The organism is Bradyrhizobium sp. WBAH42 (genome assembly GCF_024585265.1).
Taxonomy (GTDB): Bacteria; Pseudomonadota; Alphaproteobacteria; order Rhizobiales; family Xanthobacteraceae; genus Bradyrhizobium.
Genome location: NZ_CP036533.1, coordinates 2044489 through 2068041, shown reverse-complemented (window position 1 = coordinate 2068041; position 23553 = coordinate 2044489). Strand labels below are relative to the sequence as shown.

The following is a 23553-nucleotide window of genomic DNA, read 5'->3' as shown; positions in this document are numbered from 1 at the left end:
CGATCGAATGAGGCGTGACCTCGCCTTAGCCTGTTGATTGAGCACGATCTTTTCGAACAACCGCTGCGCATTCTGCTGATTTTACGAAACGGTTGCTTCGTCGGGCAAAACAGGAGCAGAATGACAGCATCGGAAGGACCGGGATCGGATGCCACGTCCGTTGCTCAGTGCCAGCGTCTTCGAGCTCACGACCGCGTCGTCCGCGCAATCCGTTCCAGCGGCCGCGCTCCGCTTGATCATCGGCAGCCCAGCAAGAGCCTGTGATACCCGCTGCCGGCTTTGCCCTGGCCGGACCGCGCACGAGGTGCTCGCGGCTTGTGGCCCATCTACGAAGTCGCGTGGGGCCGGAAGGCGCTACTGGGCAGACGCGTAGTCCGGCGTCGCTGCTGTTGATCCAAGTCAACTATCACCCATCCTTTGGCTTCACACTACTTCGGTCGTCCTCTCCCTCCCGAACCTGCAGAAGGCCTTCTGAAGGTTCGGCATCAAAGTGAGAGATTGCTCATGATAACAATCCCAGAACTGACGTCTCAGGCGCTCGGTGCGTTCCTGATCTCGGAGACAAGTGGTCGCTTCGGCTCGTCCCACGCCAGCTTGCCGGAATTGCTCCCCTATGCAGCAAAGCTGGCCCTGGAATGTATTGGTAACAGCGACGCACTCTACCACAACGTCGAACACACCTTGTTGGTCACGCTGGTGGGACACGACATCCTGATCGGGCGCTCCCTTCTTAGGCCAACGACGGCTAGCGACTATGCTCACTTCATCCTGGCGTGCCTGCTTCACGACATCGGCTACGTTCGGGGAATAGTTCACGGAGACCAGGACGGTGCCTATGTGGTTGATGGTACTGGCCGAACGGTTGAATTACCAGTCGGCTCCTCCGATGCAGCGCTTGCGCCCTATCATGTCGACCGCTCAAAATTATTCACCGTGGAGCGTCTTGACGCAGTTGACGAAATTGACGCCGCTCGCGTCGCTCGAGCCATCGAATACACTCGTTTTCCTTATGCAGACGCATCAGCGAATGAACTCAAGGATGATCTTGACGAAGAGGAGGGTTTGTTGCTTCGCGCCGCCGACCTGATCGGTCAGCTCGGCGATCCGAACTACATGAAGAAATCAAATGCGCTGTTCTACGAGTTCGAGGAGATAGGACTCAACAAATCGCTCGGATACACCACGCCCGCGGACGTGGTGTACAAATATCCTCAGTTCTACTGGACCAAGGTCGCTCCGCACATCCAAACTGCCGTCCGCTATTTGAATGTAACCTCGAGCGGAAGACAATGGATCGGCAGTCTCTATGGGAATGTCCTGCGTGCTGAGCGAGAGGTCGGACTTTCTGGTCCGGAACTGTAGGCGTTCCAATAGCGTGATTTCGAGTGGATCCCGATCAATTCTCCGACGCTCAGAACCGACAATAGCTGACTTAGACGGTGGCTCCAGTCGGGTCCCGGTGTTCGGCGCGTTTGCTCCTGGCCCATCGGCGAAGTTGCACCTCGGCGGTCGGTAGTCCGCTCATTGAACCAGAGCGGACCAGATTAGCTCAACCTGAGTTCTTCACGTTTGACCCAAAGCGGACCGGACTCGGCGACAGATCGTCACCAATATCTAAAGCCAAACCAAGCAGCCGGTCCTTGCCGCGCCGCCAGAAGGATCGGCGGCTCCGCATGCCGTCTTCCAGCATATTTCCTGCTCGGTTGTCGCTTCCGCTGTTCAAGCGATGCTGCGCGATGCGACCCGGGCAGAGGCAGCCGCGCAAATGCGTCGCGCACTCTGGCATCATTATTAGGACCGGCCGGTACAGTGCCAGGCGGCGCCGGAGGGTTCGTGTCCCATGGCGCAGGTGTCGGCGCCGCAAGACTCGCCTGTGTTGTGTCGAAGACGACGAGCGCGGGTAATTTCCGCTCCGAGTGGATGTGTATGACAGGCGGACTAGCTGCCGCTCTTTGGGCGACGGGCGAGGTTGGCAGATAGAAACCCGCGATCAACAGCAGCGCGAGCAACACGGCGCCGACGTTGCGGAAATAGGCCAACAAAGGCATCTGTCGCTCCGTACCCTCAAACTACTCGGGCTCAATGCGCGACACGTTGACAAAGGCCGGGCCCTTCCGGGAGCAGGTTGCTCGTCGTAAGACCCTGCCATCTTCGGCCTGAGCGCGAGTTGCGCTCAACCATCCTGCTTCACCTTAGCGACCAGCCCCAATGCGATTGACGCCGCCATTTGCATTGCCACCGACATTATGACGGACCGCAGCGCGAGCCGCCGGTCGGGGCCTCAGCACCACTCCCGCGCGCGCAACGCAACCGGCGGGATAGCCGACGTACGTGCAGTACACGACCGCACCTGCCGGCTTGCTGCTGAACGTTGCGCCCGCAATTCCCAGGAACGCGCTGCATGCGAGACCCGCGAATGTAAGTTTTGTAAGAGGGGGAAACTGCAGCATCGGCGCCTCCTGATCTCACGAGGCTTGATCGCATGCCGTCGGCTGCGATCAGCGCCTGACATTGTGAGGCTGCTGACGCATAGCGGCCTTTGATCCAGGTCAAGCCCTGAGGCCGATTTGCGATGTCGGCGACTTGCGAAAGGACAGACACAAATATTGTCCCATCGGTGCACACCGGGCAGCCGAGGCTACTTCCACTACGAAGACCGCGCGGCGCTGTCCTGCTCCTCGGCAGGCCAAGCGACAATGCCGGATGCTGGAAATGGCCCGCGGGGAAGGTGGGGATTTGTCGAAAATGGCGAGGCCTTCCGACTCCGATATCTTCCTGTCGCTGGGCGTGACAGGCTACATTGTTGCATTCTGATCCTGGGGGCGCGGAATGCTGCGACGGGATTTTCTTGGCTTGATCTGCGGCGCGGCAGCATGGTCGCACTCGGCCCGGGCGCAGCGGTCGAACCCGCTAGGTTCTCTCGAACTAACCGAGCTTAGTGGAAAGCCGGTTCACATCAACATTGCGCTGGTGACCTTCGTCCGATCTGACACGCATATTTCAGGTGCTAACGCCGAACTAGGTCTCGCAAGCGGGAAATCTCAAGGCGTCCGGGAGAATGTCGATGAGGTCATGCAGTTGATCATGACATTACATCGCGGCGAAATGTCCTGGATCAAACTGACTGAACCGAACGGCAAGCTCATCCACATCAACGTGTCACAAGTAACGACCGTCGAATTCCGGGCGCAAATGCCGAACTTGGTTTCGCGAGTGGAAAGCTTCAGGGCGTGCGGGAAAGTGTCGATGATGTCATGCGACTGATCACGGTCGTCGCAGGGCAGAAAGGGAAATCGCCATGACCCTGCGCGACGTCTCTACTCTGGGACCGATTTGCGATCGAACTAATCGCAGCCCGTGATGCGCTTCACCGCCTTCGCGTACTTCATGTGAAGCGAACCGAGAGGCTCATCCGAAGGTGCATTGCGAACGAGGAGACGATCTGAATCGATGCATGTCTGGAGGTCGAGCTGAATGTGCGAGCAGGATCCCAGGGCGTTCTTCTCGGCCTCCTCCCTTGATGCTCCAAATCCAACGAAAGTCTGCACACGCCCGGCCTCGGTGTCGATCGCCGATACAACCGTGACTTCCGAAATGTAGTAAGACGAGCACGGGGCGGCGAGCACCTCAGCGGAAAGCCCAAGCATTCCAAGACCGAGTAGGCCTAACGAAGCTGCTTTCATGTTGGCTCCGTCGCCTAGTCGCATCATTCTCCTTCTCCTTGCGACTGAAGTACCGACTTCCAATCGAACGATTCAGTGCGGGGTAACCGTTGACCTAAATCAAAGCGGCAGCGGGCACACGGGATTGGCGTAGGCCGGAATCAGTCGCGTGAGGGCGCAAGTCCACGTGAGCGCGTTCGCCGGTAAGTGCGCGTCCACGGCAGCACGCCGCAAACCAAGTGCGCTCGTTGGCCAGTTTCGCGAGACTGCGCGTTCGGAGTTCCCGTGAGATGACGCCAACCTGGTATGTCACTTTTGAGAGTCGTCCGCGCATCCTGCGCGCAAGAAGGCGAAGCCCACGCCAAACCAGAACATTCGCAACCGAAGACGAAGCCAAGATCTTTGCGCGCTCAAAGGTCGAGGAAGGACTGATTGTATCAACGGGAACGATCAATCCGCATCTGCCGCGGCGGCATATCCCGTCCAGTCAAGTTCACCAGTGGCTTTCCGAAGGGCAGGAGGATTCCGTCGAATCCGCGCCGCTTCCTGACAACGAATGAGCGCTGTGACCCGCACGCGCCGTGTCGGATATCGCTTGGTGTTGCCATTTTATTACATGGGCATGAGGCGGTCACGACTAAACTCGCGATTGTTATGAAGTACTTATGCACGATTACGTGCACAAGCGTTATCAATCAACAACAAGGGATACGGAGACAATCTCATGAGGAAACTCCTGGTAGCCGCTGTCAGCGTGGCATCCATGGGCCTGGCTGCCCCTGCATCGGCTGCCGACATGGCCGTCAAGGCCCCGCCACCAGCACCGGTCGTGACGATCTACAACTGGAGCGGGTTCTACATCGGCGCTAACGGCGGTTGGGGACGAGCCGAAAGCTGCGTGGATTTCGTGACGCTCGCCGGGACAGTGGCGGCCGGTTGTGCTGATCGCAACGGTGGTCTGATCGGTGGTCAGATCGGCTATCGCTGGCAGACCAATCAATTCGTCTTCGGCCTCGAAGCACAGGGCGATTGGGCCGACATTGAGAGAACGCGTGTGAGCCTGGTCGATCCGCTCATTTCGACCACGGGCAAAACCGATGGCATCGGCCTTTTCACGGGCCAACTCGGTTGGGCATGGAATGCGTCGCTGTTCTACGTGAAGGGTGGCGCGGCCGTCACTCACAATCGCTTTGACATCTTCAACAACGTCACCGGTGTCGGCCTCGCCTCGGCTGGCCACACGCGCTGGGGCGGTGCCCTTGGTGTCGGCTGGGAATATGGCTTTGCACCGAACTGGTCGTTCGGCGTGGAATACGACCATCTCTGGATGGGGCGCGACAACGGTAGCTTCGCCGGCGTGGTCACGCCCGGAGGCTTGACGCTTACGGGCAGCGGGGTCAGCCAGGACGTCGATATGATCACCCTACGGCTCAACTATCGCTTCGGCGGTTACACGGCCCCGGTCGCAGCACGTTACTAGTCCACGAGCGGTACCCGGCAGCTGGCCCCGGGGTTTCCCCCGGGGCCTTCTGTTGTTCGTATGACGAACGCCGCGTCGCGCTGTGCTGCGATGAAAGGTTGAGGGCCGCGCGTCCGAATGGGGGCGCAAGAACGGACATGTCGGAGTTCGCGCCTGACCTGTGCGCCACAATTCTTTCTCCAGATCTCTTGATTTGAATCAACGCGGCATCGTCCTGCCGACGATTGTTTGCGCGGTGCCTGGGGGCCACTTACCAAGGAGGTCGCCGATGATGAAGATCGTAGTGATCGGAACAGTTGCACTCCTTCTTGCCGCACCGTCGATTGCCAGGGCGCAAGCTACCTCCGCTACAACGCCAGAACGGCTCAACGCAGTAGACCGAAATACACTGATGGATATGCGGATCGATTTGACCAAGGCCGCGTTGCAGCTGACACCTGACCAGGAAAAACTCTGGCCGCCTGTCGAGAGCGCCATTCGTGCCAGGGCGGAGGATCGGAAGGCCCGGGTTGCAAAGATTTCGGAAACAGTGGGTCGACGGACCGACCAAAATGCCGTCGAAACCATCCGCAATCGTGACCCCATCGCCTTCTTGCAACGACGCTCGGAGGCATTGGCGCAACGATCAGCCGATTTGGATAAGCTCGCCGAGGCGTGGCAGCCACTTTACAAGACCCTCAATCCCGAACAGAGGCAGCGCATGGGGGCTATCGCGGTCCTTGTACTTCACGACATGAGTGATGTCGTGGAGCGACGTCGTGCGCAGGCCGACGACGAAGACTGAATTTGATTCAGACCTGCCGCGTGATGGTCTGAACATGCGCGGCTAACTGACTTTAGGCCTGGGCGATGTCCGCTTTGCCAAAGCCGACACCCCCGGGCCAACGTCTACGGTCATGGGTCTCTTGAAAAGCCAATGATTGGAAGTCCCCCTGGTGCGTCAGCGTTGGTGCCTCGTTGAGACACAACAAGCGGAGGAACCGTTGATCTAGCGCAACGCACGCTTCGAAGAGGAGGTTGAATCATCGGACCGGGGCAGGAAACGGTGGAGTAAGGTCCATGATGCAGATGAATGTACGAAACGTTGCATTAGCAGCTTCGACGTTCACTTGTGCGATGCTGCTCTCCTTCAGTTGGTCCGAGCAAGGCGGCGCTTCGCTTTCTACCGATAGCGCACAAGCACGGGTCGGTCGTCCCCTGACACCCGTGAGCGTTGCGGGTGTTGCACGCCGACAAAACCGGCGGGCTGCATATGGATACGGGGCGGGCGTCGTCGGCGCCGGCGTAGGCGCTGCAGCGGTTGGCACCGCCGCCGCAGTTGCGGCCACCCAACCCTGGAACTGGGGTGGTACCGGATACTATGGCAGGCCATACGTGGGCAGCGGCGCATTGGCGGCCAACGCCTATTATGGCGGTCCGATTGAAACCAGTCCCTACTATCTCCAAAAGGCCTACCCGGCGAATGGCCCCTGGTATGGCTTTAGCGGATGGGCCGACTACAAGGCTCGCGGCGGCATTGTCTGCGATCCCGGCACCATGATCAAAGGCCCTGATGGCCTGATGCATGTCTGTCAGTAAAACTCGAGCGCGAATGAGGCTGGAGGGGGCGGCTCAAGAGCCGCCTCCTGGTGGCAGAAATGCAACTCGGGTGGGCGTGGAGAGTCGTCCCGCTGTTCGGGTAGCTAACCTTGACCAATCGGCGGTGCTCGGAAGTCTGCAAGGCCTGCCGTTGGGACGAAAGGCCAGCCGGGTACTATGGATGATCTGTCGAGAATTCGCATTGACGGTGCCAAACTGCCGATCTGGCTTCGCATCGTCGTCGTCCTGGCGCTAGCACTGCTGGCCGCGGGCGCAAGCCTGTTCGCGTATCGCTGGTACGTCCAACCGGTGACGCTGTCGATCGCGGTTGGGTCATTGGACGGCGACGCCCCCAAAATCGTGTCGGCGCTGGCGAGCAGGCTTGTCCTCAACAACGCGCCGGTCCGGCTGAAGGTGGTGGAGACGACCGGCCCAATTGAATCCGCGGAAGCGTTTTCCTCCGGCAAGACGGACCTTGCTGTGGTCCGCGGTGATGTCGGCGACCTTTCACAAGCGCAAGCCATCGTCGTCCTCGCCGAGGCCGTTGCGCTGCTGTTTGCACCGCCGGGATCCACGATCAAGGACATGGCTGGCCTAAAGCGCACAACAATAGGGGTGGTTGCGGGCGAGACTAATGAGAAGATCGTCAGCGTATTGACAAAGGCATATGACCTCGACCGCGCCAACGTTGCTTTCAAAAGTGTCGCGCTCGACCAGGTTCGCCGCACCCTCGACACAAAGGAAATACGTGCCGTCCTTCTCGTAGCGCCGCTGAGCGAGAAGTACGTATCATTGGTGCGAGGTCTATTCCCGCAGACTCCGAAGAGCGCACCGGTCCTGATTCCGATCGAGAATGCCGGTGCAATTGCCGAGAAGGAGCGCGCTTACGAGAGCTTCGACATCCCAAGGGGAACACTACGCGGATCTCCTCCCGTTCCTGAGGACGACGTGACCACTTTGAAGGCTTCTTTCTACATCGTCGGCAAGAAGAGCCTGGACAACGATATGATCGCCGACTTCACGCAAGCCATTGCACGCGCTCGCAGAGACGTTTTGGCCGAACTGCCGGTTCTCGCGCAGTTCAAGGCGCCCGATACTGACGCCGGCGCCTACCTCCCCGTTCACCCCGGCGCTGCAGAGTTCTACAACGGTAGTCAACTGACTTTCCTGGACAAGTGGAGCAACGCCATCTTCCTGGCGCCAATGGCGCTCGGCGCGCTTGCCACGATCCTTGCGGCGGCATGGCAGTTTCTTAGATCCGGCGATCTCAAGCCGAGAGAACCCGCGCTGGATTTGCTCTATGCATTGGGGAGACGAATAAGGCACGCCGAGAACGAAGCGAATTTGTTGGAGATCGAGACTGAGATCGACCAAGTACTGAGCGCGCAACGCGCCAGAGCAGATGCGGACGTATCCACCCTCGATACGGCCACGCTAAACGTTGCCGCACATCGGCTCGAGAACCTCATACAAGATCGTCGCGCGGCACTCGGTGCGCGACCTCCCGGGGAAGCGCACAATGCGAAGCGGGCAGCGCTCGGGCCAGTATCGAAGGACAGTTAGCGCACGGGGACAGGTGAGTGATCTGGGCAGGCTGGGCGAGTACCCCGGAGCAATGGTCCCCCCGAGCCACGCGCACCGCGACGCGAACCTTGACTTATCTCAAGCCTCTCAGCGACCCATGCTGCCAGCTTTTCGAGCGGGGCCAGTGCCAAGGGAGGATCGAATGATCCGATTGATCGCTGTTCTCGGCTTCACCTTGTCGGTTCTAACATCGGCGCACGCCATGGGGCCTGCACCGCTCCCTTCGATCGAAAATGATGAGATTACGCAAATCGCGGCCGCCTGTGGTCCGGGCAGGACGCGAGTCAACGGTGTATGTGTGGCAAGGACGACCATCCGTCAAACCCGCCGAGCGGTTCGCAGGTGTGTGCGTTGGCAGGGTGGCGTTTGCGCTCTGTACGAGTGAAGGTCGCCAGTGTGTTTCGCCGGACCCCAACATAGCGAGCACCTCGAGCGCGGTGTGGCTAGGGTCAAGCGGGCAGCGGGTATCGCAGGCCTTTGCAAGGCTGGCGGGTCATCCGCCATCGGATCTGACCGGAAGCCATCGCGGCCGGACTAAACCGACGCGCTTGCCTCAAACGAGACATCACTGGAATCGAGAGCGAAAACTACGCGGGTCCGTCCCCACCATAAAATTGGGCCTCTTCGATCACTGAGGGAAGCAACTGGCCGGATAATTTGGCCCTGTGGCGGGCGGCGAACATTGGCCCACGGGCGGGCCGCAGCGGCGCGAACTGTGCGAGGCCAATGGGCGTCGGCAGGTCATCGTAGATGGCCTCCATACCGCCCCGCATGAAGTAAGTTTCATGCCAGAAGCCAGTGCCGCGCGATGACTTCAAAAAATCCTGCCACCATTGGCGGTGCGGCATCGAACGGGACCACGCCTCCAGCGCATCAAAGTCGCGCCAATATTGTCGCATGCCAAGGTGCAATGGAAACAAGGACATGATGAAATTCTCATGCAGGAGAAGCCCTTCAGGCCGCTTGTCGACTGCGTCCTGAATCTGCGGACCCAAGCCGAGCAAAGTTCTTATCCCGGTCCACGCATTGACGCGCATCCCGAGATAAATCACGACCAGATCGGGAAACGACGAAAGGTCGATAGTTTGTCGTTGGACTGCGCCCTTCATTCTGACCTCCTGACGCATAATGGGTCCGCCATGGATGGCCGCGAGCTCCGCCTATAACGACGGTGGTCGTGTTGCGCCCGAAGAGTTCCTGCAAGCCATCGCGTGCACCTTGCAAACCGCCGACGAATTTGGATCAGGAGCGGCACCGTGTGCTGACGGAGCATAAGGGCCATCCGGCTCGAACGCATGTCAGGCAGATCACATCACGCAAGGTAAGCGAGTTGCGCGATGTCAGCAAGGTCGGCTTCCCGCCCATCTGCGAAGTTACGTGGGGTCTGACGGAGGTCCGCTCCTCGCGGCAGAGCAATCCCCGCGCGTGCGGGAGCGCGAGAGCCGGCGGACGCATGACTTATTATCACCACGCTTTTGCGTGCTCGCGGAGACTGGGTCTTGTTCTCCAAAGGAGTTGGGAGCGAAGGTCAGCTTGCAGTGAGACAGATCGCTCGACCTAAAGATAAGGCTCGGCGTTCTCTCGCCGAGCCTTCTTTCTATTTGTCTATCCGTCGACTCCAATCTCGAAAAGACAAAGGAATCTTTACTTCACTTGGCGGCTATCACACGGCAAACGGCCCGTGTTTCTCGGTCGTAGTGATCCGGCTGTTTCAGGACAGCTGCACAGCGACGCAACACCCGCTGCTGCTCTGCGACCTCCAATGTCGCGAAGGCTGTGCCGACGTTGGCAGGATTGAGGCCTGCCAATCCAGAGCTGTTGTTTCCATTGGCAACGCCATTATTTGAAATGCCCACGGCTCCCGCGGCACCAGGACCAATGCCAACAGTGCCAAGCCCGCCGGTGCCGAGGCCCCCAGTACCTACGCTGCTAGAACCGACACCAACTCCCGCGCCTGCCCCACCAACTCCTGCAACACTCGCACCTGCGCCAGCTCCTGCCGCGCCTCCGCCGACACCCACGCCCCCCGTAGCGCCAATTCCGCCAGCTCCGGCGCCAACGCCGGCACCCACGCCACCATCGCCCACTCCGGCGCCGGCACCCGCGCCAACGCCCCCAACTCCGGCACCAACACCGGCGCCGACGCCACCGCTACCCACTCCCGCACCAGCACCTGCACCGACACCTCCAACACCGGCGCCAACACCCGCGCCCACCTGGGCTTGCGCGAGTGGTGCTGCTGCGGACAATGCAACGCAGACCGTGGCTGCATAGAAAAGCTTCATTCGCATACACGCCTCCATGAATTCCCGGCGCCCGCAAAGGGACGCTCTGCAACAAGATTCTTGTCCAAGAGGAAGCGACGATTTGTGGGTCCGTTCCTCAACCGGCTGCAAGTAGGTTAACGGGACGAAAAGAGCAGTCTGAGAATTTTGCGATTGCGGAACCAGCGCGCGGTCGCGAGGCTGTCGAGTTCGCAATTCATCTCGTCGCTTTTGGGGAAGCGTTTGGTGGCTCACGCGCGGTTTCGTAAGCTCCGCTTTATGGGCCGTGCTAGCTCGGAGGATGGGTAGAGCGCCAGCGAAACCCATCAATTCCCCGCTTATGCCAAGCATGATGGATTTCGCAACGGGCTCAATGGAAACAAGGACATGATGAAATTCTCATGCAGGAGAAGCCCTTCAGGCCTGTTGTCGACTGCGTCCTGAATCTGCGGACCCAAGCCGAACAAGGTTCTTATCCCGGTCCACGCATTGACGCGCATGCCGAGATACACCACGACCAAATCGGGAAACGACGAAAGGTCGACAGTTTGTCGTTGGACCGCGCCCTTCGTGAGCCCCCTGGGTGCTGTTCGTCACGACCGCAGCGGTGGTCATCGTAACGTGGCGGCGGCAATTTGCGTCGAGCGCGTGGGCGGAGATGGTACCGGAAGGCGCCTCCCCTGTCGGCAAGAGCACTCGGGCCGGCGGACAATATAGTGGCGGCGTGCATCCGCGGCCTGTGGATCCTGAATGGCCCCGACACGCCTTTGTGCCGGGGTCAAACAGCGGTAGAGCGCATCCTGCTTGCTCAACGCGCACGAAGCCGACATCAAAGGATGTAAAAGTCGCTCGCGTGGTTCACTAGATCAGACTTCGTGATACCGACAAGAGTTATCGTATCGGCACTATCGTAAGTGATCACGGCATTGCCCTTTACGTCCGCGGTTGCTTTCAGAATCGCGTCGACATTCGCAAACAAGTTATGATCGAATGCCAAAACGTCCTTCGTGAGATCGAAGCTGGTGATCGTATCCTTTCCGAAGCCGGCGTGAAAAACGAACGTGTCCGCCGTTCCAGCTCCTCCCGTGAGCTGATCTGCGCCGCCGAGGCCCTCGATGAGATCAGCAGCACCCGCGCCCGTGATCTTGTCGCCGCTCGAGCTGCCGAGCACTGCGACTGAGCTCAATCCGCCCTGATTACCCGCCACGTCCACTGCGCGTGCCAAAAACGTATGAACCACATCCGACAATTTTGAAATCGTGAAATTCCAATGTCCGTTGCCGTCCACTTTGATGGGGGTGGTACTACTTACGGAAGTGCCGTCCTTAAAGAGCGTTATCGTGCTCCCTGCTTCCGACGTGCCGCTGATTGTCGCGTTTGTTCCCTTTGAAGTCGTGACCAATATATCGCCGATGGCGGTCACGGGCGGGGCCGTGTCGAGCGTGAAGGCGAACGCCGTTGAATTGCTCGACGTGTTACCCGCCACGTCGGTTTGGTGGACGATCACGCTCTTGAGGTCATCACCCGTGAGCGTCAGGCTCGTGCCGGTGCCGTTGAGCCAGTGCGCGCCGTTGTCGGTGCTGTATTGCCAATTCGCTCCTGTCTCGAGGCCAGTTACGTCGACGAGGCCCGAGTTGGTGATCTTGTCGGTGCTCGAGCTGCCGCTGTCCGTGTGCAGCTTGAGCGAAGGCGCAACCGGCGCGATGGTGTCAAGCCTGAACGTCAGGCTCGCAGCCGCACTGACGTTGCCCGCACTGTCCTGCTCTTGGACAAAGACGGTGTGTGGACCATCGGCCGTGCCGTTGGTCAAAAACACCGGCGCGATTGTCGAGAAGCTCGTCGCACCGTCGGCCTTGTACAACAGCGTGTCGCCCGCGGCCGAGGCCGTATAGGTGATGGAAGGATCCCTGGTGACCTTGTCGCTGTTCAAGCTGCCGGAATCGTTCGTCAGGGCCAGAGTCGGCGTTCCCGGGGCCGTCGTGTCCTTCGTGGAGGTGTCGCCGGTGCCAGCAGCCGTATTGCCAGCCGTGTCGGTCACAGAGATCGACGCCGTGATTGGGCCGTCAGTCAGCCCGGACAGATCAACCGCGCTAGAGCCATCGCCGCCAGGTCCACGAACAACATCGTGAAGAGGATTGCCATCCGAGAACCTCACCATCGCAACCGCATCAGGATCAACGCCCACAATCGTGAAACCAACTGCCGACCTCTCGCCAGCGTTGATGAAGCCGTCGCCGTCGTTGATCGTCACAGACGCTGTTGGCGATGCATCCGCCGTCGTGTCCTTCGTGGAGGTGTCGCCGGTGCCAGCAGCCGTATTACCAGCCGTGTCGGTCACAGAGATCGACGCCATGATTGGGCCGTCAGTCAGCCCGGACAGATCAACCGCGCTAGAGCCATCGCCGCCAGGTCCACGAACAACATCGTGGAGAGGATTGCCATCCGAGAACCTCACCATCGCAACCGCATCAGGATCAACGCCCACAATCGTGAAACCAACTGCCGACCTCTCGCCAGCGTTGATGAAGCCGTCGCCGTCGTTGATCGTCACAGACGCTGTTGGTGGTTCATCCGCCGTCGTGTCCTCGTCGTAGAGGGTTGCTGTTGCGGTACCGGGATCACCAACCGTGTAGCCGTAGTTGCTGACAAGATAGACCCCGAGGGACTCGGATCCCTCGGTCATCCCGTCGCTGAAAGTCGTGAGGCGGTGCTCGTAGGTGTCCGAGCCGGCCTCAAATCGGGGCGGAAGACCATTGTTGCCGGCCCACGTAAAATCGACCTCGTTGGTGGCCGAACCATTGTAGCCGAAGTCCAACTGCATCGAGCTGCTGAGACTCCCGGTGCGATGGAACGTGAACACCACGTCATTACCTTCGGTCGCGGTGCTGGTGGTGGCGGTCACCGTCACGACGGGCGGATCGTTGTTGGTCGTGTTCAGCAGCACAGATACGGTATTGTCGCCGAAATTTGAAGCGATGATGTCAAGCTTGCCGTCGCCGTTCACATCGCCGAGCACATCGGAGGAAGTTCCAGAGCCCGCCGCAAAGGTGGTCACCGGCTGGAAGGTGCCGTCACCATTGCCGGGCAGCACCGCCACTCCATTTGCGACCGCGACGATATCCGGCTTGCCGTCCCCACTCACATCGCCGACCTGAACGAAACCTTGACCGGCTCCGACATCATAGTTGGTCTGCGGCAGAAAGGTGCCGTCGCCATTGCCGAGCAGCACCGAGAGGTCATTGGAGGTTTGACTTGCGACCACGATATCCTGTCGACCGTCCCCATTCAGGTCGGCGACTTGTACTAGACCAGGCTGGCTTCCCGCCGCATAGCTGGCCGCCGCTTGGAAAGTGCCGTCGCCGTTGCCGAGTAGCACCGACGCCGTATTCACACTGTAGTCTGCGGTGGCGAGGTCCAGCTTGCCGTCACCATTCACGTCGCCGATCGCAACCGAAATAGGCCCGGGAGCAGACGCTACCGCTTCAGTGGTCCGGAATTGAAATGTCCCGTTGCCGTTGCCGAGCGATATCGAAACCGTACCGGAGTTGCTGTTGGCGTTGACGAGATCCAGATTCCCGTCCCCGTTCAAGTCGCCAATGACCACCTGGTGAGATTCCCCGACCTCGACACTTGTCTGGGGTTGGAAGGTACCGTCGCCATTGCCGAGCAGGATACTGTCCGAGCTAAACGAATTACCATTCGCAACAGCAAGGTCCAGCTTGCTGTCACCATTCAGGTCGCCGATCGCAACGGAGATAGGTCCAGGTCCCGTTCCATACGTCGTCTGTGTCAGGAAGCTGCCGCTGCCATTGTTGAGCAGCACCGACAGGGTGTTATTGTTGGCATTTGCGGTGACGATGTCCAGGTTGCCGTCCCCATTCAAGTCTCCACTTGCAACCGAATAGGGTCCAGATCCGGTCGCGTAGGTCGCCTGCTGGAATTCGGTTGGCATCTTCGCCTCCTTTGGTTTGGCAATGCAGGGCATTGCGCATTCGATGAAGGCCAGCACCGCGGTTTCAGCTAATAAAGCTGTGGGTCTCGCCTTCTCCGTGTGAGACTGCGCGAAGCGATCAATGCCGCGCGTCCAAGATCCAATTTGTCGCCCCATTGAGGTCTGCGACCGGAACGAATATGGAGCCGCCGGTAAGGCGGAAGTGAAAGGGCCTGCCGATGGCACTAGCGCTGCCGCTTACAAGAAACGGTGAGTTCGGCACGTCGCCGATTTACGGGCAGCAGGTGGCAATATTGCCTGCGTTGGTAGCTGTGCTCTCTCCCGCAGTCATGATGCAAATGTACTATGCGTTGCAAAATTTCCTCAGCAGCCCACACGTTCTGCGCAACGCCTCCGTTTGAAGCAAATCAAAGCGGGAAAAATTCTGTGCGCAGTCCTTTGAAGCTAAGCCTCTCCGCCGTCCATGGCGTGAGGGCCAGCGCAGTGTAAGCGCGCGAACAGCGCCACGATTTCCGCCTGCCGGTGCGTGTCCGTTTTCGCGAAGATCGCCTGCATCTGATTGCGCGCCGTTTGGTAGGCAACACCGATTTCATCGGCAACGTGCTCGAGGTGTTCGCCCGATGCCACGCGCGTCGCAAGTTTGGCTTCGGCAGAAGTCAGGCCGAACAAGTTCCTTAGATGCGCTTCGGGCGGCATGGAGCATTCTTCCAGATCTCGGATAACCACAATTGCACGCACGACGGCCAACACGTCGCGGACCACGCCGCCGCTCGTTGGCACCGCGTAGACCGCCATCGGCCGGCGGCCGGGCCGCGCAATGGCAACGGGCGGCATGATGGTCGCGCCCGCGTCGGCGTTTTCCAGCGCGCGCTCGATCAGCCGCTTGAGCGCGCTCGCGGCATTCCGATCATCTGTGATCAGGTGCCCGTCGACGATACGCAGGTGATCGCCGAGTTTGCTGTCGGCCACCTTGTTCGTCCTGACGACGCGTCCGTATTGGTTGATCAGCAACGCGGCCGTTTCCATCATGTCGAAAGCGTCGGAGATCGCGAGCGCCCGCACGAACCCCAGTTCGCGTGCTACAGTGGCGGCGCTGGTCAAGGGGGCGCGAAGAGCGACAAGCCGTCGTTGCTCAGCTGGGCTAAACGGCCCCTGTTTGGGACTGCGCTGAATTGCAAGACACCAATTGTCCTCACCCGCATCTAACGCCACGCCGGCGAACCATCGAAAACCACATCTGCCGAGAAGGTCGTTGTAGAATGGTGAGCGACGCATTTCCTCCGGCGAGGTATGATCCTGATCCACCATGATCCCGGTGCAGAGCAGTTTGGGAATGCCTCGACTCCGCTCGTCGTGCTCGTACCAGCCTTCCTTGATGTACCGGTCCATCAATTCCGCGACGCCGGCCGTGAAGGTAAGGCCGAGGGGCCTGTCGCTTGTTTTGATCGGAATCAGCGCCGCGCCGACAGCGCCGGCAGCCGCCGCAATTTTATCCATTGCCGGCGTCCAGCAGGACGGGTCGAGCGCCGCCTGGGTGATCGCTGCATGTATTGCGGTTAGGTCCCACGAGGTACGCATGCCTGCCTCGCGTCCGGTCGTGTTGGCTGCTAGCCTGTTCAAAACTGCATCAAACTATCCGCGGAACAACAACCCCGCATTAATACTGTGAGAAACGGTGACCTTTCTCGGGCAGACGTCCTTTGTGCGCGAAGCCCTACTCAACATCAATGGACGTTATTTGACGCACGGCAGGCAGGGAGAACAACTCCCGCTTTTTCTCCCGAAAGCTAGCGCGGACAGCAGCTCTACGACCCGCTCCCGCGGGGGGAACGACAGGTCGAGCACCTTCCATTCCTCATAATTCTCCGCCGGCAGCATCTTGTAGGGCTGGCAGGCTTCCAGCGCGCTCTTGGCTGACATGGCGAGAAGTAGGAGGCGGGCTAATGCGATGCTAATGGATTCCCCCAATGCCAATACAGTCTTTCGGAACATCTCATCGTTGATTGTTCCGTACAGCCTAGAGCCGATCCATATGCCAGCGACCATGAACGGAAGACCGATGCATGGCTTCGAGCGTGTACGATCCTGCGATCAACTGCGAGATCGAGATGATCACAAGGCTGCAAACAGCACCGGCTGAAAAACGGCGCGCTGCTCAACCGTCCCGACACCTGCCCTCCAGTTCCTTTCAGGGCATCTGCGAGCGCTTCCGCTGAATGCCTTGGCGCCACCCACTTCTCACAGGATGTCTCCTCCTGGCCCACCGCTTCCAAGTAGCGGCGAGTTGTCCGAAGTCGGGGATAAACCGGATGCGCCCGACCGCTGGTAAAACGGCGCTTTCGACCCGAAGGCGACATCGACCAGACGTCTAATCGGCCCTTCAACTCACCTGTGTGCCCTTGTGTTATTGTATCCCTTCCGAGAACTCGATGGAGGGAAGGATGGACATTCGATCGAAATTGACGGCGCTGTGTGAAGCGTTCAACGCGCACGACTTGGATTCCATCATGGAGTTCTTTGCCGACGATTGTGTCTTGGAGATGCCGAGGGGAAGCAAGCCTTGGGGCTCCCGCTTCGAGGGCAAACGCAACGTACGAGACGGGCTCGCCACGCGCTTTGAAGGCTTACCGGATGTTCACTACGGCGACGCCGAGCATTTTGTGGATACGATGGCAAACACGGGCATTTCAAAATGGACGCTGACGGGCACGACAGGCGAAGGAAAAAAGATCGAGGTCCGAGGATGTGACTTTTATACTTTTCGCGCGGACGAGGTGATCCGAAAGGACTCGTATTGGAAGATTGTTGAAGGACCTTCGTCAGCCTGACGACGCACATGTCCGAATGTGGCCCATCGCTTCCATTAGGGCGTAGCCGCGAGTTGTCCGGAGTCGGAGGTAAACCGGAAGCGCTCGACCGCTGGTCAAAACGGCGCTCATGACCCTTCTCGGACATCAGCCCGGCCCGGTGACATGCGATTCAGGCTATCCCGGCCCTTCCTGAATGATGGTTTGGACCGATAAGATACCCTTCTTGACCCTTTGGGGACGGATATGGCGCGGCCATCAAGAACGGGCAGCAAGACGAGCCAGGCGAAGACCCGCAAGGGCAGCAAGATCACCAAGAGCAAGCGCCGCATTGCGCCAGCGGCCAGCCGAGCGAATCGTCGTTCGGTCGCCGGTCTGAGCAAAGACCTGAAGGAGGCCCGCGAGCAGCAGGCGGCGACGGCCCAAATATTGAAGGTCATCGCAAGTTCGCCCGACGATGTACAACCGGTATTCGAGGCGATTGCGATCAGCGCCAACAGGCTTATTGGCGGTTTCTCTACGGCAGTGTTTCGATATATCGACGGCATGCAACACCTAGAGGCGTTCACGCCGACAAATCCGGTCGCTGACGAAGCATTGCGAGCTTCGTTCCCGCGGCATCTCACAACGTCTTCGGCGCCCTTCGAGTTGCTGCGTAATGCCAAACCAATGCAGATTGTCGATACCGAATCCTCGCCAAACATACTGGCCAGGGATTTGGCGCGATTGCGCGGCTTTCGCAGCATGTTGTTCACGCCGCTGATGAGCAATGGGGTGCCTATCGGCTTGATCACCGTGACGCGAGTCGAGACCGGTTCATTCGCCGACCATCACGTGCAATTGCTACAGACCTTCGCCGACCAGGCGGTGATTGCGATCGAGAACGCGCGATTGTCCAATGAAACGAGGGAAGCGCTGGAGCGGCAAACCGCGACGTCGGAAGTGCTACAAGTCATATCCAGTTCGCCTGGCGGACTTGGGCCGGTGTTCGAGGCCATGCTGGAAAATGCCGTGCGCATCTGCCGTGCCAGTTTTGGGACGCTGCTCCTATACGAAGGCGACAGGTTGCGGCGGGTGGCGCGAATGGCCGCGCAAAACGTGCCGCAATTGTACGCGCCCGACCAGGAAACGCCGCCACACTTCATCGCGCCGTTTAATGGGGCGCCTTCGCTGGGGCGCCTCGTCGAGACCAAGGCGCTGGTTCACATTGCCGATATCGCCACAGAGCATCCCGACGATCTGATCTACAAGGTCGCCGCAGCCCGCACCGTTCTGATTGTGCCGATGCTGAAGGAGAGCGAGCTTGTCGGTGGCTTTGCTGTCTACCGCAAGGAAGTGCAAGAGTTCAGCGACAAGCAGGTCGAGTTGCTGGAACATTTTGCGGCACAAGCGGTGATCGCCATCGAAAACACACGACTGCTCAAGGAGCTGCGGCAGCGAACCGACGATCTCTCGCAATCCCTCGACGACCTCCGCACCGCACAGGACCGCCTGGTGCAGACCGAAAAGCTTGCCTCGCTCGGCCAGCTCACCGCGGGCATTGCGCACGAGATCAAGAACCCGCTCAACTTCGTCAATAATTTCGCAGCCCTTTCAGCGGCGTTGACCGAGGAGTTGAACGAGGCCCTCAAGCCCGCCGAACTCGTCGACAAGATCCGCACCGAAGTCGACGAGCTGACGGCGCTTTTGAAGAGCAACCTCGAAAAGGTCGTGCAGCACGGCAAGCGGGCCGATTCCATCGTCAAGAACATGCTGCTGCACTCACGCGAGGGACCGGGCGAGCGCCGCCTCGTCGACATCAATGCCCTGGTCCAGGAGAGTCTCAATCTCGCCTACCATGGCGCGCGCGCAGAGAAGTCCGACTTCAACATCACGCTCACGCAGAACCTCGATCCCGACGCAGGCGAAATCGAGGTATATCCGCAGGAGATCACGCGCGCGCTGCTCAACGTGATCTCCAACGGCTTCTATGCCGCGACCAGGCGCAAGTCCGAGGCGGGAGACGAGACCTTTGAGCCTGTGCTGAGTGCGACCACGAACAACCTTGACGATAAGGTCGAAATTCGCATCCGCGACAACGGCACCGGGATTCCGATCGAGGTGAAGAAAAAAATGTTCAATCCCTTCTTTACTACCAAGCCAGCTGGCGAAGGCACGGGGCTCGGTCTGTCGATGACCCATGACATCATTGTCAAACAACACGGCGGAACCATCGATGTCCAGAGCGAGCTGGGTGTGTTTACCGAGCTCATCATCGCGCTGCCGCGATGACCTCTTTTGGCCCGAAGGCGACGACCGCGGTCTCGGCCGGAACGTCCGCACTTGAAGCCAGACTGGAAATGCTTGAGGCCCGCCCGAAACGACACGCTTGACCCCTAGCCGACCCCACGAGCCTCTCCCCCCAGCGGCCGCTGGTGACCCAAAGGGGGACAGATCGAGTTGCGAGGCGAAAGCCTGCCCTCGTTCACCACATTTAAACCTTAAGATTCTACCAAGAGTACTCACCCACAGGCCGCAGGACCATGCCAACAGCCTTCATACGGAAGCCATCATTGGACTTCGGGCAATGAAGGTCTGGCAGACCAGCTGCATCGTGGCTGTTGTCGCATCCGCGGGACTCTATCTGGCCGCCGGTAACAGACCGGCCGCGACTTTGCCGGATGTCGTGCCGGAAGCGGCAGCGAGCATACCGGCTGCGCGCATGGCGGCTCCCGCGAACATGGTGACGCCTGCGGTGTACGCTGAGGCATCCGCCAGACTTGCGGCAGCGCTTCGGGCAGAAAGCGCAGAGCTGGGCGCGGTGACGTCAGCAGATTCCGGGCCGCCACGCACCGAAGCCGAGATCGTCGACGAACCCGTCGCACCGAAATTGGCGTCGTTGGGACAGGATGTCGTCCAACCGCTGCCGCCGGAACGCGAAGCGTCCAACGATGCTCCGAAAGCGGCGTCGACGCCAGATTTCCGTTATCTGGTCTACTACGTCTGGTCCGAACTGCCGCCCGCCGAGAAACCGGCGGAGATCGTCTTGCGTGCGTTCAAGGACATTCCGGTCGGAACGCCGACTGAGGAGATCAAGCGCGCTGCCGACGCGCTTGGTCTCGATTTCAATTTCATGATGGCGGTTGCCAAGATCGAATCCGGTTTCAACCCCAATCAACGCACCGGGTCGTATATCGGGCTGTTTCAGCTGAGCCATTATGAGTTCGGCAAGTTCGGCTTCGGGCAGATTCGCAGTCCGCGGGATAACGCCGTCGCAGCCGCCTACAAGATCATTACCGAGGGCATCCAGTTCGAGTGGATCACGCGCCGCAAGCCGGACATGAGTGATCTCTACCTGATCCATCAGCAGGGCTGGGAAGGCGCCGCCGAGCACATCAGCAAGCCCGCTCGCCTCGCCTGGAAATCCATGTGCGCCAGCAGCGAAGGCAAGGAGAAGGGTGAGAGGTGGTGCAAACGCGCGATCTGGGGCAATGCACTCCCGGCCTTCAAGCGCACCTGGAAATCGGTCGACAACGTGACGTCAGAGGCGTTCGTCGGCATGTGGCGCGGCCGGGTCGCCGAATTCTACACGAAATACGTGGCGACTGCTGCGGCGGCGGCACCCCAATAATTTGAAGCTTCACTAACTTGACGGGTTGCAGACCCCGCGCTGACGGTGGCAACAAGTCTGCCGCGCACATCGCGAAGGCGGGTCGCTTTGAGTGCCTATGAGGCTGCGCCGCCTCGGCGATGCCAACTGTTCCGTTTGATGGAACCATCGGCTGCTTCGGACATTACGCGAAACATTTTTCATTCCACTAACTTAAGTTAATCGTGGGGCCTAATCGAAAGGTCTCGATATGGAACCAGCCAATCGAATATCGGACCACATCGACCGTAAGACGGCCCGGTCGATCTGCGACGAGGTGGGCGACAGGTTGCAACAGCATTTACTTCACGAAGCCTCGCCACTGCCGTCCTACCTCGAACGTCTCGTCGATGAATTGCGTGAACGGGAGCGTCATCAAATCGATGGCGTCGGCGCGCCCGCTGACCGTTTCCTTCACGCCGCGCGGCGATAGTCGCGGGCTGACCGCCGCAGAACTTTGGCACGGCCCTAAGTTTCGTTTCTTGGCTTTCGCGCGGACTGTTCTGCAGAACAAGCCCAGGTCGTGCGTCGTTATAGTCCGATGCAGGACGAACTTCTTCAGCGGGCGGACACGGCGATTGCAGCGAGCGAACGGCTCGTCGATGAGCTGTACGCAGCGATGGAAAAGGCAAGGAAGCTAGACGAGCAGCTTCATTGTATCCACCAGCGCAGGATTGCGGACGAGCTGTCCAGGAAGCAAGGCAGGCCGCCTCAATTGGTGGCCTCCTTCGCTGGCAGGCAAGTGGAAAGTTGCAAGCGTCGCGATCCGAGCGGTCGAACCTCATTACACTGGCTCGGGAACACCTGAAACGCCGCTTGGCTCCGGATAGGTTCCCGGCGCGTATTCCTGGGATTACCTGCAGAACCTAGAGCTCTCCAGCGTCGATACCCTCAATGGTCCTGATGATGTGCTTCCTGTACTCCTGCATCTCTTGGAGAGTACGGCGGAAAGTTTCCAGCATTTGCTCCGCCAACTCCGTGTTGTGACCACCTTCGCGTAGCCGCTCTATCTCGATCAGCTGATGTCCGATGGACCGTTCTGCGACGGCGACGTGACGATCAGCCTCTGCAAGATGCTGAACCTCGGCGTTGCGGTCCAAGGACATGCCATTCTCCCAATCTGTTAGGAAAGTGAAATCGAACGGCCGAAGTTCCCGAAGCGACCATTTCCCCCTAGAAGAGAGGTCGCCCGCGCCAGGCCGGGAGAAGCGTCGCAATCGGTTCCATGTTCCAAAAGGGCTTGCGAACGCCTATTTTCGATACAAACAAGGTTGCCGGCACCGAGCCAAGCGGCAAGACGCGCTGAATAACGGGTCGAGACATGACGATCGCCACTCGCCAACCGAACTTCCGGTCGCCCGCTGCTGTGATGGCCGAAGCACAGAACGTGTGGCGGCGGCTGTTCGAGCATTCGCCTCTTCCGATATTGGTCCTTGCGCCGGACTTGAGAATAGTCGACGCCAACGAGAGCTACCTTCGCGAGGTCTCGCGCTCGCGGGAGACGCTGGCAGGTCTGGACATGTTCGAGGCGTTTCCGGACAACCCACTTTGTGCGGGGGCGGATGGCGTTCGCAATCTGAGCGCGTCGTTCGAGACCGTGCTGCACACAGGGCGGGGACACGTTATGCCTCTGCAGCGCTATGACATCCAACCCGATGGACGACCATGGCAGGTACGTTATTGGTACCCGAAGAATTGGTCGGTCCTCGATGACAAGGGATCAACAGTCGCGCTGGTTCATCATGTTGCCGACGCGACCGCTTCCGTCTTGCGCAGAAAGAAATTGCCGCTGCCTTCGTCATCCCGCTCGTCAGAGGATGTCTTGCAACGGGCCGACGAGGCGATTTGGGAAGCGCGAGAACTGGTGAGGCAGACTCACGAGAGCATTCTGGCATGCCGCGCAGGCATGAAAGCCAGAAGCTAAAACCCCCCGGCTCGCAGTCCCACCAGTTGGTCCCTGCGCACCAGCGCCCGGCACCGGCAAGGCCGCTGGCACCAGGCGTCCGATTCGCCCCGGCGGCAAGACGCAGCGGTTCACGACCAAGGGTTTGCGGGTGATGACGTCGCGGGGCTGCTCGCCGGCTACAGCGCGAGCACGACCTCGCCCGACACCGCGTCCGTCACACCGCGTCCATTGCCCTGGTCCTCGAGCACGGACCTGAAGCTGTCGAGGGTCTTGATCATCGCGGAGCGTGCCGCCACCAGCGCATCCTGGCTGGACCACGTGCCGATGAGGCAGAAGGTCTGATCACCGGTCCTGATGATGACGCCGTGCTCCAGCCCCGGCCATTTGGCCTTGCCGTCCCGGTGCGCATCGAGGAAGGCGCCTTCCTCGCCGGGCTTCACCTTGAACTTGACCACATTGTAAACCTGCATGATGCGTCTCCGAAAAATGAATGGATGAAAATGCGAGCGCCGGACCAGATCGGGTTCGGACAGATACTTTTGCACCCCCGTTACAAAAAGTCGAAAACACCCTCTGCACAGGAGCCGGATGCAGCAAAATCAACGGCTTAGTGCGCGACGAGATGGGATGGCTTCCCGCCGCGGCCCTGGCCGCTCGCGCGAAGCACGATCTGATCGAATGATTGCTGCGCG

The 23553-nt window shown here is 59.6% G+C and carries 21 protein-coding genes and 1 pseudogene; 14 read left to right on the top strand and 8 right to left on the bottom strand.

Going from position 1 to position 23553, the window contains the following annotated elements; genetic code table 11:
* The first annotated feature begins 504 nt into the window (after positions 1-504).
* Entirely contained in the window at positions 505-1362 is an 858-nt protein-coding gene (locus DCG74_RS09680; protein WP_172785208.1) for an HD domain-containing protein, read from the top strand.
* A gap of 830 nt (positions 1363-2192) precedes the next feature.
* Here the strand turns inward: DCG74_RS09680 and DCG74_RS09675 are convergent.
* Positions 2193-2450 (bottom strand): hypothetical protein, encoded by a 258-nt coding sequence (locus DCG74_RS09675; RefSeq protein ID WP_246708789.1) that lies wholly within the window; start codon positions 2448-2450, stop codon positions 2193-2195.
* Positions 2451-2829: 379 nt separating this feature from the next.
* Between DCG74_RS09675 and DCG74_RS09670 the strand changes: the two genes are divergently transcribed.
* Positions 2830-3264 carry a hypothetical protein gene (locus DCG74_RS09670; RefSeq protein ID WP_172785209.1) on the top strand — a complete coding sequence of 145 codons (435 nt, stop codon included), beginning with the start codon at positions 2830-2832 and terminating at the stop codon, positions 3262-3264.
* 80 nt (positions 3265-3344) lie between these two features.
* On the opposite strand, the gene DCG74_RS09665 is transcribed toward DCG74_RS09670, so the two are convergent.
* Positions 3345-3683: a hypothetical protein gene (locus DCG74_RS09665; RefSeq protein WP_172785210.1), complete on the bottom strand. Its 339-nt coding sequence runs from the start codon at positions 3681-3683 to the stop codon at positions 3345-3347.
* Between the two features lie 269 nt (positions 3684-3952).
* Between DCG74_RS09665 and DCG74_RS09660 the strand changes: the two genes are divergently transcribed.
* The 5 genes from DCG74_RS09660 (at position 3953) to DCG74_RS09640 (ending at position 8283) form a co-directional block, all read left to right on the top strand.
* On the top strand, positions 3953-4222 hold the full coding sequence (locus tag DCG74_RS09660; RefSeq protein ID WP_172785211.1) for a hypothetical protein: 270 nt from the start codon (positions 3953-3955) through the stop codon (positions 4220-4222).
* A gap of 164 nt (positions 4223-4386) precedes the next feature.
* Entirely contained in the window at positions 4387-5142 is a 756-nt protein-coding gene (locus tag DCG74_RS09655; RefSeq protein ID WP_172785212.1) for an outer membrane protein, read from the top strand.
* A gap of 268 nt (positions 5143-5410) precedes the next feature.
* The gene (locus DCG74_RS09650; protein WP_172785213.1) at positions 5411-5926 is read left to right on the top strand and encodes a Spy/CpxP family protein refolding chaperone; all 516 of its coding nucleotides are present in this window, start codon (positions 5411-5413) and stop codon (positions 5924-5926) included.
* A 275-nt stretch (positions 5927-6201) separates the two neighbouring features.
* On the top strand, positions 6202-6720 hold the full coding sequence (locus tag DCG74_RS09645; protein ID WP_246571939.1) for a hypothetical protein: 519 nt from the start codon (positions 6202-6204) through the stop codon (positions 6718-6720).
* Positions 6721-6897: 177 nt separating this feature from the next.
* Complete coding sequence (locus DCG74_RS09640; RefSeq protein ID WP_172785214.1) at positions 6898-8283, top strand: TAXI family TRAP transporter solute-binding subunit; 1386 nt, start codon at positions 6898-6900, stop codon at positions 8281-8283.
* Between the two features lie 608 nt (positions 8284-8891).
* Here the strand turns inward: DCG74_RS09640 and DCG74_RS09635 are convergent.
* Both DCG74_RS09635 and DCG74_RS09630 read right to left on the bottom strand, forming a co-directional pair.
* On the bottom strand, positions 8892-9413 hold the full coding sequence (locus tag DCG74_RS09635) for a DUF4188 domain-containing protein (protein ID WP_172785215.1): 522 nt from the start codon (positions 9411-9413) through the stop codon (positions 8892-8894).
* An 812-nt stretch (positions 9414-10225) separates the two neighbouring features.
* Entirely contained in the window at positions 10226-10507 is a 282-nt protein-coding gene (locus tag DCG74_RS09630) for a hypothetical protein (RefSeq protein ID WP_172785216.1), read from the bottom strand.
* A gap of 635 nt (positions 10508-11142) precedes the next feature.
* Between DCG74_RS09630 and DCG74_RS09625 the strand changes: the two are divergent.
* Positions 11143-11238, top strand: a pseudogene (locus DCG74_RS09625) (DUF599 domain-containing protein); the annotation flags it as partial.
* 159 nt (positions 11239-11397) lie between these two features.
* On the opposite strand, the gene DCG74_RS09620 reads toward DCG74_RS09625, so the two are convergent.
* Together DCG74_RS09620 and DCG74_RS09615 are read right to left on the bottom strand one after the other, a co-directional pair.
* On the bottom strand, positions 11398-14577 hold the full coding sequence (locus DCG74_RS09620) for an FG-GAP-like repeat-containing protein (protein WP_257187560.1): 3180 nt from the start codon (positions 14575-14577) through the stop codon (positions 11398-11400).
* Between the two features lie 387 nt (positions 14578-14964).
* Positions 14965-16098, bottom strand: coding sequence for a helix-turn-helix transcriptional regulator (locus DCG74_RS09615; RefSeq protein WP_172786748.1), 1134 nt, complete (start codon positions 16096-16098; stop codon positions 14965-14967).
* Positions 16099-16961: 863 nt separating this feature from the next.
* Here DCG74_RS09615 and DCG74_RS09610 point away from each other — a divergent pair.
* From DCG74_RS09610 to DCG74_RS09595, 4 genes are all read left to right on the top strand, one after another.
* The gene (locus tag DCG74_RS09610; RefSeq protein ID WP_036035076.1) at positions 16962-17348 is read left to right on the top strand and encodes a nuclear transport factor 2 family protein; all 387 of its coding nucleotides are present in this window, start codon (positions 16962-16964) and stop codon (positions 17346-17348) included.
* 225 nt (positions 17349-17573) lie between these two features.
* Positions 17574-19598 (top strand): GAF domain-containing protein, encoded by a 2025-nt coding sequence (locus DCG74_RS09605; protein ID WP_172786747.1) that lies wholly within the window; start codon positions 17574-17576, stop codon positions 19596-19598.
* 295 nt (positions 19599-19893) lie between these two features.
* Positions 19894-20937 carry a transglycosylase gene (locus DCG74_RS09600; protein ID WP_172786746.1) on the top strand — a complete coding sequence of 348 codons (1044 nt, stop codon included), beginning with the start codon at positions 19894-19896 and terminating at the stop codon, positions 20935-20937.
* Positions 20938-21166: 229 nt separating this feature from the next.
* Complete coding sequence (locus DCG74_RS09595; RefSeq protein WP_172786745.1) at positions 21167-21388, top strand: hypothetical protein; 222 nt, start codon at positions 21167-21169, stop codon at positions 21386-21388.
* Positions 21389-21821: 433 nt separating this feature from the next.
* Here the strand turns inward: DCG74_RS09595 and DCG74_RS09590 are convergent, their stop codons facing one another.
* A complete protein-coding gene (locus DCG74_RS09590; protein WP_172786744.1) occupies positions 21822-22061 on the bottom strand; it encodes a hypothetical protein in 240 nt (79 codons plus the stop codon).
* A gap of 215 nt (positions 22062-22276) precedes the next feature.
* On the opposite strand from DCG74_RS09590, the gene DCG74_RS09585 reads away from it, so the two are divergent.
* Positions 22277-22879, top strand: coding sequence for a PAS domain-containing protein (locus DCG74_RS09585; protein ID WP_172786743.1), 603 nt, complete (start codon positions 22277-22279; stop codon positions 22877-22879).
* Between the two features lie 158 nt (positions 22880-23037).
* On the opposite strand, the gene DCG74_RS09580 is transcribed toward DCG74_RS09585, so the two are convergent.
* Complete coding sequence (locus DCG74_RS09580; RefSeq protein ID WP_157283331.1) at positions 23038-23331, bottom strand: DUF718 domain-containing protein; 294 nt, start codon at positions 23329-23331, stop codon at positions 23038-23040.
* 20 nt (positions 23332-23351) lie between these two features.
* On the opposite strand from DCG74_RS09580, the gene DCG74_RS09575 reads away from it, so the two are divergent.
* Positions 23352-23543 carry a hypothetical protein gene (locus DCG74_RS09575; RefSeq protein ID WP_172786742.1) on the top strand — a complete coding sequence of 64 codons (192 nt, stop codon included), beginning with the start codon at positions 23352-23354 and terminating at the stop codon, positions 23541-23543.
* Positions 23544-23553: the final 10 nt, after the last annotated feature.